The organism is Martinezella sp. CNPSo 3795 (assembly GCF_057784475.1).
Genome location: NZ_JBXSOQ010000005.1, coordinates 52,068 through 65,488, shown reverse-complemented (window position 1 = coordinate 65,488; position 13,421 = coordinate 52,068). Strand labels below are relative to the sequence as shown.

Below are 13,421 nucleotides of genomic sequence, written 5' to 3'. Positions count from 1 at the left end.
CACAAAACATGCCTGACCTGCTGCTCACAACCGCCAAATTCACCGCCACATGCCCCGCATCCGCGCGCCCACATCGACGCGTACCTCCCGCGCCCGGATCGCGGCAGCACTTTCGGCCCGTGCCTGCGGCCAGCCGCAAACCTCGAAGAACTGCAGCAAGGTCGCGGGAATGAAGCGGGTGCGCGAGGCAAAGACATGCTTGTCGCCCTGCGCATGCTGGCCGTGCACGAAGAAGCGCTGCGGAATGACGAGGTCGAGATTGTCCTTCGCCCGCGTCATCGCGACGTAGAGCAGCCGCCGTTCCTCCTCGATCTCGGCCGATGATCCGACCGCGAGATCGGCGGGGATGCAGCCGTCGACGGCGTTGAGGATGAAGACCTTCGTCCATTCCTGGCCCTTGGCGGAATGGATAGTCGACAGGATCAGGTAGTCCTCGTCCAGCAGCGGCACGCCGGCCTGATCGCTGGTGGCGTCAGGCGGATCAAGCGTCAATTCCGTGAGGAAGCGCTCGCGCGAGCCGTAGCCCGCGGCGATCTGTTCGAGCTGGACGAGATCCGCCTGGCGGGTCGCGGCATCCTCATGCGCGCGTTCCAGATGCGGCTCGTACCATTGGCGAACCAGGCCGATTTCCCCCGGCCAGCCGGCCTTGCCGCTTTTGACCTCCCGCATCGTCTCGACAAAGGCGGTCCAGTCGTCGCCCGTGCGCGGCGGTGGCGGCAGTTCGGTGAGTGCGGTAATCGGGCTTGCCTCTTCGCCGATCTGGTCGAGCACGCGCTGCGCCGTGGAGGGGCCGACGCCGGGCAGGAGCTGCATCAGGCGGAAGCCGGCGACGCGATCGCGCGGGTTCTGGGCGAAGCGAAGCGCCGCCAGCATATCCTTGACATGAGCGCTATCGAGGAACTTCAGCCCACCGAACTTGACGAAGGGAATGTTGCGCCGGGTGAGTTCCACTTCCAGCGGGCCGCTATGGCTGGAGGTGCGGAATAGCACTGCCTGTTGCTTCAGCCTTACGCCGCCCTCACGATTTTCCAGTATCTGATCGGCGATGTAGCGCGCCTGATCGGCCTCGTCGCGCACCGTCACTAGCCGCGGCCGTTCCGTGCTTTGCCGTTCGGTGCGCAGGTTCTTGGTGAAGCGCTCCGAGGCGAGATCGATTACAGCGTTGGCGGCAGCAAGGATCGGCTGCGTCGAACGGTAGTTGCGGTCGAGCGTCACGATATCGGCCGAGGGTGTGAAGGCTTTCGGGAAGTCGAGAATGTTGCGCACGGTCGCGGCGCGGAAGGAATAGATCGACTGCGCATCGTCACCGACGACGGTCAGTCCGCGGCCATCGGGCTTGAGAGCCAGCAGAATGGAGGACTGCAGCCGATTGGTGTCCTGATATTCGTCGACAAGCACATGGTCGAAGCGGCTGCCGATATCCTCGGCGATCAGCGGCTCTTGCAGCATATGCGCCCAATAGAGCAGCAAGTCGTCGTAATCGAGCACGTTCTGCGCCTGTTTCGCCTCGACATAAGAGGCGAAGAGATCACGCAGCTGCTGCTCCCACATGGCGCACCACGGGAAGTAATCCCGCAGCACGCCGTCGAGCGGCGCTTCCGCATTGACGGAGCGTGAATAGATCGCAAGGCATGTCGCCTTCGTCGGGAAGCGGTTCTCCGTCTTCGAGAAGCCGAGATCATGGCGCGCAAGATTCATCAGGTCGGCGCTATCTTCCCGGTCGTGGATCGTGAAGGCCGGATCGATGCCGATCTGCTCGGCATAGTCCCTGAGCAGACGTGCGCCGATGCCGTGGAACGTGCCGCTCCATGCCAGCGCGTCGGCGGTGATACCGGCATTGGCCCCCAGCACCTCGCGGCAGATCCGCTCGACGCGACGGCCCATCTCGGCGGCAGCGCGGCGCGAAAAGGTCATCAGCAGGATGCGACGCGGGTCCGCACCTCTAACGATTAGATGCGCGACGCGATGGGCAAGCGTATTCGTCTTGCCGGAGCCGGCTCCGGCGATGACGAGCAGCGGGCCGGCAATATGGCCGTCACCGCTCGTGCCATGTTCCACCGCCAGCCGTTGCTCCGGGTTCAGCTTTTCCAGATAGGCGGCGGTCATCAACTCTCCTGAGTACCTCCGGCAGCAGGCGGAGCGCGGCATGCGGCGAATCGCAAGCGCGAAATATAGGGACGTTCTATGGATGTTCCGAATCGCCAAAGCCTGTCAAGATGAACAGGGCCTGCACGCGGATGTGACCTCCGGCGCAAGAATCTTATCCGGATTTGCACTCGTCCGGCTCGAAAAGGATCTTCTTCGTGCTTATGTATCATTCCGGCGCAGCATTTTGAGTTTTTGGGGCTTCGTAATGCGTAGAATGAAGGTTTCAAAACATGAACGAAACGATTGCCACCGGGCTGCGTCTGCCTAGCGGCCTCGTGGCTTTGCCGGACGGCCGCCTGGCGGTCGTGGAAATGGATGCCAGTCGCCGCTGTCTGAAACTTTTCGACACAAGCGGCGTACCGCAGGAACTTTGCCGGGTCGGCGGCCGGCCGATGGGGATTGCGGTCGATGGCGACGGATGTTTCTGGGTAGCCAACGGCCCGGAGAATTCTCTTGTCAGATTATCGGCGCAAGGCCGCGTCCTGCAAGTCATCGAGGGTAGCGCGGATGGTCCCTTTCTGCATCCGAATGCACTCGCTTTCGGACCCGACGGCCTGCTTTACATGACTGATTCTGGCATCCGTCTTGCCAATCTTCTCGAAGGCGGCCACATCCATCCCGATTTCTTCAAGGCGGCTTACAATGGCTGCGTCTATCAGATCGATCCGGCTGAGGGACGGGTCATCCGTGTCCTCGCAGCCGGTCTGCTCTTTGCGAGCGGCATTGCCTTCGATGCCGATGGATTGCTCTATTATAGTGAAACACTGACTGGAAAAATCTATCGGCAGGTCGTTGGCGGCAGGCAGGAAATGTTTGTCCAGTCGATGACGTCGCCCGCCGTGAACGCGCTGCGCGGGCCGGCCGGCCTCGCCTTTGATCGCAGTGGCATGCTTTACTGCGCCATGTACGGCCTGGGTGAAATTTCCATGGTGGACGCCGAGGGAAAAATGGCCGGTCATATCCGCACGGACGGCGCGCGCCCAGCTAATATTGCTTTTACCGTCGACGGCAAACATCTGCTCGTCAGCGAACAGGAAAACGGTGTCGTGGAAAAGATTACGGCGCCGCGTCCGGGCTTGCCTTTGCATATGCCGCCGATTTCGTAGGGCGGTGGAGGACATGCCCGGAAGCCGGGCATGTCCTCTTTTCATTTATTATGCCGCAGGAATCTGCTTGTTGTCCTTACCGGATTTGCCGTCTGTCGATGCCGTATCATTGGCAACCGGCTTGGCATGACGGCGGCGCCAGTCGCCGAGGAACAGCAGGATCGGTGCCGCGATGAAAACCGACGAGGCGCCGGCAACGAGGATGCCGAACACCATCGGGATCGCGAAGCTGGAGACGGCGCTGCCGCCCCAGATTGCCATCGGCACCAGCGCCAGGAAGGCGGTGGCGTTGGTATAGAGGCTTCGCGCCAGGGTCTCGTTGATCGATTTGTCGATGATGTCGCGCAGCGGCATCGACTTGTAAAGCCGCATGTTTTCACGCATGCGGTCATAGACCACGACCTTGTCGTTCACCGAATATCCCACAAGCGTCAGGATCGCGGCGATGGCTGTCAGGTTGAAATCGAGGCCGGTGATCGCGAAGAAGCCGATCGCCTTGGTGACGTCGAGCACCAGCGTCACGATGGCGCCGACCGCGAACGGCCATTCGAAGCGATACCAGATGTAGAACAGCATCGCCAGGCTGGCGATCACGACCGACAGGATGCCGGCCCAGGCAAGCTCGCCCGAAACCTTCGGACCGATGACATCGGTGCCTTCGATGGTCGCGCTCGGGTCGATCTTGACGATTTCGGCTTTAAGCTTGGTCACTGCCGCCGTCTGCGCCTCTTCGCCGCCGTCCTGGCGCTGGGCGCGGACAAGGAGGCTGTTATTGTCGCCGAAGGACTGCAGTGCGATTTCGCCGAGGCCGAGCGTGTTCAGACCCTCGCGGAACGTCGCCAGATCGGCCGCGTCCTTGGTCTTGACCGACATCTGGATACCGCCGCGGAAATCAACGCCGTAGTTGAGGCCCGGATGGATGAACAGGACCACCGAGGCGAGCGACAGGATCGCCGAGACGGTGACGCCGAAGAATCGGGCCTTCATGAACTGGATGTGCTTGTCATAGGGGCTGAAGGGGATCAGCGGCCTGATGTTGATCACCTTCAGCTTGCGACGACGGGTGATGGCGATCATCACAACACGCACGAAGGCGACGGAGGTGAACATCGAGATGATGAGGCCGAGACCCATGGTCACGGCAAAGCCGCGAACCGGACCGGAGCCAAAGTAGAACAGGATGGCGGCGGCAATCAGCGCCGTCATGTTGCCGTCGATGATCGTCGAATAAGCCTTCTTGAAGCCGTTATCGATGGCGGCGAAGGCGCCGCGGCCCTTGCGGGTCTCTTCGCGGATGCGCTCGTTGATAAGAACGTTGGCATCAACCGCGAGGCCGATACCAAGGACGACGCCGGCGATGCCGGGCAGCGTCAGCGTGGCGCCGACAAGCGTCAGGGCCGAGAAGGTCAGGACTGTGTGGATGAGCAGGGCAACATTCGCCAGAATCCCCCAGGCGCCATAGAGCACGAAGATGAAGGCGGCAACCAGAACGAAGCCGACCAGGCCGCTATAGATGCCCTTCTGGATCGCGTCGCTACCAAGGTCGGCGCCGACGGTGCGCTCCTCGATGACGGTGAGCTTGGCCGGCAGGGCACCGGCGCGCAGCAAGGCTGCAAGCGTGGTGGCGCTGTCTGCGGTGAAGTTGCCGGAGATCTGGCCCGAGCCGCCCGTGATCGGCTCGCGGATATTAGGCGCACTCAGAACCTTGTTGTCGAGGACGATGGCGAAGGGCTTGCCGACATTTTCGCGGGTGATTTCGGCAAACCGGTTGGCGCCGGCGCTGTCGAAGCGGAAGGTGACGAGCGGCTCGTGCGTGTTCGGATCGAAGCTGACGCGGGCATCCGTCAGGCGGTCGCCGGACAGTTCGATGCGGTCGAGAACCGGATAGCTGTTGCCCTGCTCGTCCTTCATGATGGTGACGCCGGGGCCGGGATTGTTCGGGTCGACGTTATCGGCCAGCAGGTGGAAGGACATCTTCGCGGTCGAGCCGAGAAGCTCGCGCAAGTGCGACGGATCCTGTGCGCCGGGAAGCTGGACGAGAACGCGGTTCGGACCGACGCGCTGAATGGTTGGCTCGGCGACGCCCACCTGGTCGACGCGCTTGCGGATGACTTCAAGGCTCTGCTGAACGGCGGAATCGACGTTGGCCGAAATACCGGCCGGCGAGAAGGACATCGCGATCGTCGCGCCATTCGGCTTGATGTTGAGATCGGACTGGCCGGCCGAGAGGCCCGACGTGATCGTATTGGCCAGCGTCTGCAGCTGCGTCACGGCATCGCTGCTCTGCGAGGCGTCGCTGAGCGTCACGACGATCTGGTCGCCATTGCGGACGATCGAGCGGGTCTGGATGTTCTTGTCGCGCAGCACGCGGCGCGCGTCCTGCTGCAGCGATTGCAGCCGGCCGTTCGTCAGGTCCTTCTCGTCGACTTCGAGAACGAGATAGGAGCCGCCGCGAAGGTCGAGGCCGAGCGAAACCTGGCTATGAGGCAGCCAGGATGGGATCTTGCTGAGAACCGACGGCGGCAGCGCGTTCGGCAGTGCGATCAGAAAGCCAATGACGATGATCACCGTATAGAGTGCCACGAGCCATGGTGAGGTACGCATGGTATTATCCTTGAAAATAGGCTTATGCCGACGGTCTGGCCGCAGGCGGACTTGAGGTCGTGTCGGAAATTCAGCGCGTCTGCGCCAAACGCTTAGGCGAGCGCGCCTGGAGGCGCACGTGCGAGATAGGCGCGAAACGCCAGGGATTCGAACCGTGTGGCATCATCCGGGCGGTACGATTGCCACGAGGTTGCCGGATATCCGAGGGTAGGGAGGGCAGCAAGCGTTGCAGGCCCTATATCGTGCCATGTAGCCTTCGGCGTCACCAGCCGATCGGCAACGACGATTCCGCGGACCGGGTCACGCAGTGATAGATAGAGAGGCTGGGTGTCTTTGCCCGAGGAGAGCGCGTCCGCATCGGCGCGCGCGGCAAGGTTGATGCCACCGCCAAGCGCCAATCCGATATAGGCGAAGAATGCGACGAACAGCGAGGCGATCACGCGCGCTCCGGCGCGGTGCGTCCTGTCGTCTCTATCTTCGCTGTCGGCGGCGCCGAATTCGAGCGGGCTCAACGGTCCAAAATGCCTTCATTCCTTTGCCGGAGCGAACTCCAGCGGTTCGGTCATGATAACAGGACGCTTAGCGTCTTCCTAGTGCGGCCTGTCATGATGCAGTTGCACGAGCCGGTCAACAGTCCCGGCTCGATTTCTTAATTTTCCGTCGCACCCGCTGCCGACGATTTAGGCGCCAGGCAGGATGCCGGGACGCGATAGGCATAAAGCGTCTTGCCCTTCATCTCGCCATAGGGTGGCGACCAGCTCTTGATGAGTTCGGCCTGGCCTTCCGGGCAATCGATCGGATCGTTGTCGACGAACAAGACCGGACCGGTCACGCTGACCGGCAGGGAGAAATCCTGCTCGTAATAATTCGCGGGGAAGCCGCCGAAGTGGCGGGCATAGATGTGGAACGGCTTGCCTTTCAGCGTGTAGTAGAGATCGGCGAGGATATCGCGGTCCTGGGCAACGATTTCAGTCAGTTTCGCCTCCGTGGCGATATTGGCGATTTCTTCACTGATGACGCTGCGGCCGACATAGCGCTTCATGACGAGATCGCCGTTCGGCAGCCTGATGTCATAGGCAAACACCGTCAGCATCGGGATCACGAAGGCGACAACGGCGCCTATGATCAGCGAGGTGCTCAGCCCCTTTTTTGTCAGGCGATAGAGCAGCCAGACGGCGAGAATGGTGCCTGCGGCATAGGCCGAGACGGCCCAGTTGGCATAGGCCTTGGCGAGTAGGGCCTGCAGCGTGATCAGCGCCACGACAGGCACCGAAAGCCAGAAAAGCAGCTTTTCCCGGTCGTCGCTCTGCCCGCGGATCAATCGCCACGTCGCCCACAAAAGCGCGTAGAAGACGACCGGGCCGACGACGCCGAACTGGGCACCGAAGAAGCTGAGCTCGTTGAGTATGTGCTTCAGCAGGGTGTTGCCGCCGCCGCTCTTGCTCCATTGGGCGATGTTTTCGGTGTGCTTTATGGTCGTCGCATCATGGGTGAGATTCCACCAGAGATTGGGGGAAACGACGATGGCCCCGATAATGGCGGCAATGGCAACGTCTCGCCACGCGATACGCGCCGAACGCATCGTCAGCATGGCAATGCCGACCCCGGGTAGAAGGAAGAGCACCGAATATTTCGTCAGGAAGGCGATGCCGAGGCTGGCACCGAGGATGACAGCTTCCAGCACCGAGGAACGCCTGGTCAGGCCGATAAAAGCCCAGATGGCGATGGTCACGAACAGGATCTGGATCGTGTCCGTCGATACCAGCACGGCGGAAAGCGAGGCAGCCGGCAGCGTGATGAAGATGACGCCGACCCATGGCGCGATCTCGCGTCCGGTCTCGTCGTCGATCAGCCGCCGCGTCGTGCACATCAGCATCAGGGCGGTGGCAAGATGGAAGAGCGGCGCCGATATGCGGATCCAGAAGGTCGAATCCGAGCCGGAGATCGTATTGAAGAAGCGGATGACCCAGGCAATCATCGGCGGCTTGGAATAATAGCCGAAATCCAGATTCTGGCCCCAGAACCAATATTGTGCCTCATCGACGAAGAGGTCCGTCCTGTTGAGGAGCAACATGAGCACGCGCCAGAGCGTTACTCCGAAGATGATCGCAAGGGCGAGGCCCAGCGAAAGTTTCTGGGCATTTGTTCGGGAATGGGTCGTGTCGAGCATTAAAGGATGAGTCTCGGTGCCTGATCGTGAGGCTTAATACGGAACTATTGAGGCCAAAGCTAGCTCCTGCCATCCGCGGGAACTACAGCGCTCGCATCGTGTGGCCGCGAAGTGCCATATGTCCGATTTCGGATATCAGATGTCCGTTAAAGCTTGCCTAGAGAATGCGAGGGGTAGCTTTGCCGCGCGCCTCTTCGATGCGGGACAGAAGCACGAAGGCCGCAAGCGTCAAGCTGGCCATCAGCGAGGCGGTCAAACCAAGAACAATCATTGCTCTCTCCGTAGCGACATCGGAACTGTCTATCCCTTGGGTAGTAAGGGATGAAGCTTGCTCGTGACTTGCGATCGATGTTCTTCCACGGCGACAAACTATATCTGAAAGTAATCGCTAATTTAGTATAGATCAGTAGGAGACATGCCTTCTTCCGTCATTAACCTTCGGGCAAGGAATTAACCATAAATATTGAGCCTGAACGTCGGAATGGGAAAATTGTGACTCGTTCTCAGCAGGCATGAAGCCGCCCCGTCGTACCGGGTCCGATCCGGTATCCATGTCATCAAACAGGTCCGCAATAGACTTTGATGAACGAGCGAGCTTCGGTGCCTCGATCACATGATCGACGGCTACGGCTGCCTTTCCTCGCCTCCTCATTGCGCCTGGCGCGGATCATCAGCGGTTTCGCCGGCGCTTGAATGCGCGGCAGTTCGGCAGGGACGACTTTGGCGCAGGATTCGCCGTCAGATCAGGCACGCAGGGCGCAGGCTGGCAGCCTTCGCGACCGTTTGCGTTTTGCTGGTCTCGATGCCGGGCAATGCGAAACCTTGCGCCGTCACCGGCCAATGCTCGAAGCGCATCTGAAAGCCGGCCTGCGCGATCTTTTCCACCGTTTTCAGGCCTATCCGGACGCCGCGCGCAATTTCACCAGTGAAAGCCAGCTCGAACGGCTCCAGGATTTGCAGTCGTCGCACTGGGACGTGCTGACGGATGCGCGTTTCGACAGCCTCTATGCCGAGCGCGTCAAGGTTCTGTCCGACAGCGAAAGCAAGATGGGGCTCGATCCACGCTGGCACGTTGCGGGCCATGGGGTCGTGCTGGAGCATCTTCTTGCCGGCCTTCTCGAAGACATGGGCAGCCGAGCCATCCTGCCCGGAGCCAAGCGTCGCGCCCGTGAATTGGGCGAACTCGTGACATCGGTCGTGCGCCTGGTGATGGTCGATGTCGAAATTGCTGTCTCGTTGCGGTTCAACGAATTGCGGCTCGGTCACCAGCGGGCACTGGCCGAACAGCGGGCTACCGATCGCGCCGAGGCTGCGGCTTTTATTACCGAGCTTGCCAATGGCCTTGCCGATCGCGATCTGACGACCCGGGTGCCAATGGATTGTCCTGAAGCCTATGCCGAGGTCGCGGAAGCTTTGAATGCGGCGCTGGAGGACATTCAGCAGCAGTTTTCGGCCCTGTCCGGTGGTGTGGAGGCGGCTGAAGCGACGAGCGGCGCCATTTCCCGCTCCGCGAAATCCTTGGCTGAAAAATCGTCCGAACAGTCGCGAGGACTTGCGGCCTCCGCAAAGCAGCTTGCAGAGCTAGCCGATCAGGTGCGCGGCAATGCGGTCAACACCCGTTCTGCCGAGCGCGTGACGGCATCGACCCGCATCGCGGCGGAAGACAGCGGAAGGATCGTCGGGCAGGCGATCTCCGCTATGGCCGATATCGAAACGTCAGCCGAAAAGATCGGCCAGATCATCGGCGTCATCGATGAGATTGCCTTCCAGACCAATCTTCTCGCACTCAATGCTGGCATCGAGGCAGCCCGCGCCGGCGACAGTGGCCGCGGCTTTGCCGTCGTCGCGCAGGAAGTTCGCGCGCTTGCCCAGCGTTCCGCCGATGCGGCCCGCGAGATCAAGGTGCTGGTGACGGGAACAAAGGCGCAGGTAGATGCGGGCGTCCAGATGGTCGGCCGCACCCAGGACGCGATCGGCAGCATTGTGCGCCAGGTGACGGATATCAACGAAGCCATTTCCGGAATTGCGGCTGCGAGCGACGAACAGGTCGCCGGCCTTCAGGCGCTGACATCGGATATCGGCGGCCACAGCGAGCGGGCGGCCGCCGCCGGCAGCAATGCCAGCCGCTCCGAGCAAGATGCCGATCACCTGCATACCGTCGTCGTCGAGCTCGGCCGAACCATCCGCGAGTTCCGCATCGAGCGCGAGCGGCGGCATGCCGTCGCTGGCGTGCCGGTCAGAGCCGCGCAGCAGCGACAGCTCCCCGCCCGCGAGGAATTCGGCGCTGCGCAGAATGACGAGGAGATGGCCGATTTCGGCTTCCCGCTTCGCAGGACCGCAGCGGGAGGCGATCGCAATGCCTATTGATCTTTCAGTTTCATGCATATGCGGGCCGACGGGCCTGATTTCAGACAACGGGGAATGACGCGATGCCGAGCAGGAAAGGCGAAAAGACAATCAGTCTGGCCGCGGTGCTGGACCTCAACGAGGCCTCCGCCCTTCGCGGCACGTTGATGGGGTTGCGCGGCAGCAATGTCGCGATCGATGCGTCCGGCGTCGAAAGGATCGGGACCTTGTGCGTGCAGGTCATCATGGCCGCCGCCAAGACCTGGGATGAGGACAAGCTCTCCTTCACCTTCTCCAAGGTGTCGGATGCATTTCAAAAAACGATGCAGGTGATCGGGGTGGATATCTCCCATCTGCTTGCCAAGGAGATCCGGCGATGAAGAAAAAAGTGCTGACCGTAGATGATTCACGGACCATTCGAAACATGCTTCTCGTGACCCTCAACAATGCGGGTTTCGAGACCATTCAGGCCGAAGACGGTGTCGAGGGCCTGGAAATCCTGGAAGAAGCCAATCCCGACGTCATCGTCACGGATATCAACATGCCGCGGCTCGACGGCTTCGGCTTCATCGAGGGCGTTCGCCGCAACGACAGATACCGCGCCGTTCCGATCCTCGTTCTGACGACCGAAAGTGATGCGGAAAAGAAGAACCGTGCCCGCCAGGCCGGCGCGACCGGCTGGATCGTCAAGCCGTTCGATCCCGCCAAGCTGATCGATGCCATCGAGCGCGTAACCGCCTAAACAGGATCCGCCCCTTATGGATATGAACGAAATCAAAGAGATTTTCTTCCAGGAGTGCGAAGAGCAGCTCGCTGAACTGGAATCCGGTCTCCTGAAATTGAATGATGGCGACCGTGACCCGGAAACCGTCAATGCCGTATTCCGCGCCGTTCATTCCATCAAGGGTGGGGCAGGGGCCTTCGGTCTGGACGACCTGGTCGCATTCGCCCACGTCTTCGAGACCACACTCGATTGCGTTCGATCCAACAAGCTGGAGCCGACTCAGGATGTCCTGAAGGTCATGCTCAAGGCGGCCGACGTGCTGGCGGATCTCACCAACGCCGCCCGTGATGGCGGCAGTGTCGATCCGGCGCGCAGCCGCGGCCTCGTCAAGGAACTGGAAGCGCTGGCAAATGGCGATATTCCCGCGCCGTCGGCAGCGGCGGTTGCCGATGTTGCTTCGAAGCCCGTCGTGGCCGCGCCTGCGCCCACGGACGAAAGCGGTTTCCAGCCGATTCCCTTCAGCTTCGACGACGATTTCGGCAGCGATGAGCCGGCCGTCGATGCCAGGCCGGAATATGAAGTCAATTTCAAGCCGCGGTCCGATCTCTACGCCAAGGGCAATGATGCGACGCTGCTGCTGCGCGATCTCTCGCGGCTCGGCGAGATGAATATCTTCTGCGATATGGATGCGCTACCGGGTCTTATCGACCTCGATCCCGAAGGCGCCTATTTCAAATGGGCGATCTCCATCAAGACGGACAAGGGCGAAGACGCCATTCGCACCGTCTTCGAATTTGCTGAATGGGACTGCGATCTCGATGTCCAGCTGGCTGGAAGCGGCGGGTCTTCGAGCGGCGAAGAATTGCCGATGATACCGGTGCCCTTCGATCTCTCGATCCTCGATGACGGCGCCGCACCGGCTGCCGAAACCATAGAGGAGACATCCGCGCCGAGAAACGACGTCGCTGCCGCCGTGGCTGCTGCGGAAACCGCAAGCAACGTCACGCAGCTCGCCTCCGCTGCCGCACGCGTCGAAAAGAAGGAAGCCGCCCTTGCCGCCGCTGCCGCTTCCAATGCAGCCGCGGCGCAGAACAGTGCCGCCGCTGCCGCCGCCGGCCAGACCATCCGTGTCGATCTCGATCGTGTCGACCGCCTGATCAACCTTGTCGGCGAGCTTGTCATCAATCAGGCGATGCTCTCCCAGAGCGTCATCGAGAACGACAACAACGGCGCATCCTCCATCAACATGGGTCTCGAAGAGCTGCAGCAGCTCACCCGCGAGATTCAGGACAGCGTCATGGCGATCCGCGCCCAGCCGGTGAAGCCGGTCTTCCAGCGTATGTCGCGTATCGTCCGCGAAATCGCCGACATGACTGGCAAGTCGATCCGCCTGATCACCGAGGGCGAGAACACCGAAGTCGACAAGACCGTCATCGACAAGCTTGCCGAGCCGCTCACCCACATGATCCGCAATGCGGTCGACCATGGCGTCGAAACGCCGGAAAAACGCGCGGCACTCGGCAAGAACCCGGAAGGCACCGTTCGCCTGACGGCAAAGCATCGCTCCGGCCGCATCCTCATCGAGCTTGCCGACGATGGCGCCGGCATCAACCGCGAGAAAGTCCGCCAGAAGGCGATCGATAACGACCTGATCGCAGCCGATGCCAATCTTTCGGATGAGGAAGTCGACAACCTGATTTTCCTACCCGGCTTCTCGACCGCCGACAAGATCTCCGACATCTCAGGCCGCGGCGTCGGCATGGACGTGGTCAAGCGCTCGATCCAGGCGCTCGGCGGCCGCATCAACATCAGCTCCAAGCCGGGGCAGGGTTCTGTCTTCACGATGAGCCTGCCGCTGACGCTCGCAGTCCTCGACGGCATGGTGGTCACCGTTGCCGGCCAGACGCTCGTCGTGCCGCTGACGGCGATCGTCGAAACGCTGCAGCCCGAAGCGTCCGCTATCCACTCCTTCGGTGCGAACCATCGTCTGATCTCGATCCGCAACAGCTTCTGCCCGCTGGTCGATGTCGGCCGTATCCTGAATTTCCGTGCCACGCAGGCCAATCCGGTCGAAGGCGTCGCGCTGCTGGTGGAATCGGAAGGCGGCGGTCAGCGCGCCCTCATGGTCGATGCCATTCAGGGCCAGCGCCAAGTCGTCATCAAGAGCCTCGAGGCCAACTACACGCATGTCCCGGGCATTGCGGCGGCAACCATCCTCGGCGATGGCCGGGTGGCGCTGATCCTTGACGTCGATGCAGTGGTCGGCGCTTCGCGCGGGCAGTCGCTGAAGCCTGAAATGTCTTATGCGGCGGTGGGGTGAGTT

The 13,421-nt window shown here is 61.4% G+C and carries 9 protein-coding genes; 5 read left to right on the top strand and 4 right to left on the bottom strand.

The window, feature by feature from the left end:
* Positions 1 to 39: 39 nt before the first annotated feature.
* Positions 40 to 2,106 carry an ATP-dependent helicase gene (locus tag AC13QY_RS15940; RefSeq protein WP_113351219.1) on the bottom strand — a complete coding sequence of 689 codons (2,067 nt, stop codon included), beginning with the start codon at positions 2,104 to 2,106 and terminating at the stop codon, positions 40 to 42.
* A gap of 272 nt (positions 2,107 to 2,378) precedes the next feature.
* Between AC13QY_RS15940 and AC13QY_RS15935 the strand changes: the two genes are divergently transcribed.
* Entirely contained in the window at positions 2,379 to 3,254 is an 876-nt protein-coding gene (locus AC13QY_RS15935) for an SMP-30/gluconolactonase/LRE family protein (protein ID WP_113332063.1), read from the top strand.
* A 48-nt stretch (positions 3,255 to 3,302) separates the two neighbouring features.
* Here AC13QY_RS15935 and secD read toward each other — a convergent pair whose 3' ends face one another.
* From secD to AC13QY_RS15920, 3 genes are all read right to left on the bottom strand, one after another.
* Complete coding sequence (secD, locus tag AC13QY_RS15930) at positions 3,303 to 5,858, bottom strand: protein translocase subunit SecD (protein ID WP_113351218.1); 2,556 nt, start codon at positions 5,856 to 5,858, stop codon at positions 3,303 to 3,305.
* A 92-nt stretch (positions 5,859 to 5,950) separates the two neighbouring features.
* Positions 5,951 to 6,370 (bottom strand): hypothetical protein, encoded by a 420-nt coding sequence (locus tag AC13QY_RS15925; protein WP_113332065.1) that lies wholly within the window; start codon positions 6,368 to 6,370, stop codon positions 5,951 to 5,953.
* A gap of 137 nt (positions 6,371 to 6,507) precedes the next feature.
* Complete coding sequence (locus AC13QY_RS15920) at positions 6,508 to 8,028, bottom strand: glycosyltransferase family 39 protein (RefSeq protein WP_113351217.1); 1,521 nt, start codon at positions 8,026 to 8,028, stop codon at positions 6,508 to 6,510.
* A 720-nt stretch (positions 8,029 to 8,748) separates the two neighbouring features.
* On the opposite strand from AC13QY_RS15920, the gene AC13QY_RS15915 reads away from it, so the two are divergent.
* The 4 genes from AC13QY_RS15915 (at position 8,749) to AC13QY_RS15900 (ending at position 13,418) form a co-directional block, all read left to right on the top strand.
* On the top strand, positions 8,749 to 10,395 hold the full coding sequence (locus AC13QY_RS15915; protein WP_113351216.1) for a globin-coupled sensor protein: 1,647 nt from the start codon (positions 8,749 to 8,751) through the stop codon (positions 10,393 to 10,395).
* Between the two features lie 62 nt (positions 10,396 to 10,457).
* Positions 10,458 to 10,754: an STAS domain-containing protein gene (locus AC13QY_RS15910; RefSeq protein ID WP_113351215.1), complete on the top strand. Its 297-nt coding sequence runs from the start codon at positions 10,458 to 10,460 to the stop codon at positions 10,752 to 10,754.
* Entirely contained in the window at positions 10,751 to 11,116 is a 366-nt protein-coding gene (gene cheY1 / locus AC13QY_RS15905; protein ID WP_004128526.1) for a chemotaxis response regulator CheY1, read from the top strand. Before AC13QY_RS15910 ends, cheY1 begins: the two co-directional genes overlap by 4 nt.
* 16 nt (positions 11,117 to 11,132) lie before the next feature.
* Positions 11,133 to 13,418 carry a chemotaxis protein CheA gene (locus AC13QY_RS15900; RefSeq protein WP_113332067.1) on the top strand — a complete coding sequence of 762 codons (2,286 nt, stop codon included), beginning with the start codon at positions 11,133 to 11,135 and terminating at the stop codon, positions 13,416 to 13,418.
* The last annotated feature ends 3 nt before the right edge of the window (positions 13,419 to 13,421 follow it).

Bases quoted from the DNA above. Each gene is read 5' to 3' on its own strand.
- AC13QY_RS15940 (WP_113351219.1), bottom strand. From the start codon at position 2,106: ATGACCGCCGCCTATCTGGAAAAGCTGAACCCGGAGCAACGGCTGGCG.
- AC13QY_RS15935 (WP_113332063.1), top strand. From the start codon at position 2,379: ATGAACGAAACGATTGCCACCGGGCTGCGTCTGCCTAGCGGCCTCGTG.
- secD (WP_113351218.1), bottom strand. From the start codon at position 5,858: ATGCGTACCTCACCATGGCTCGTGGCACTCTATACGGTGATCATCGTC.
- AC13QY_RS15920 (WP_113351217.1), bottom strand. From the start codon at position 8,028: ATGCTCGACACGACCCATTCCCGAACAAATGCCCAGAAACTTTCGCTG.
- AC13QY_RS15910 (WP_113351215.1), top strand. From the start codon at position 10,458: ATGCCGAGCAGGAAAGGCGAAAAGACAATCAGTCTGGCCGCGGTGCTG.
- cheY1 (WP_004128526.1), top strand. From the start codon at position 10,751: ATGAAGAAAAAAGTGCTGACCGTAGATGATTCACGGACCATTCGAAAC.
- AC13QY_RS15900 (WP_113332067.1), top strand. From the start codon at position 11,133: ATGGATATGAACGAAATCAAAGAGATTTTCTTCCAGGAGTGCGAAGAG.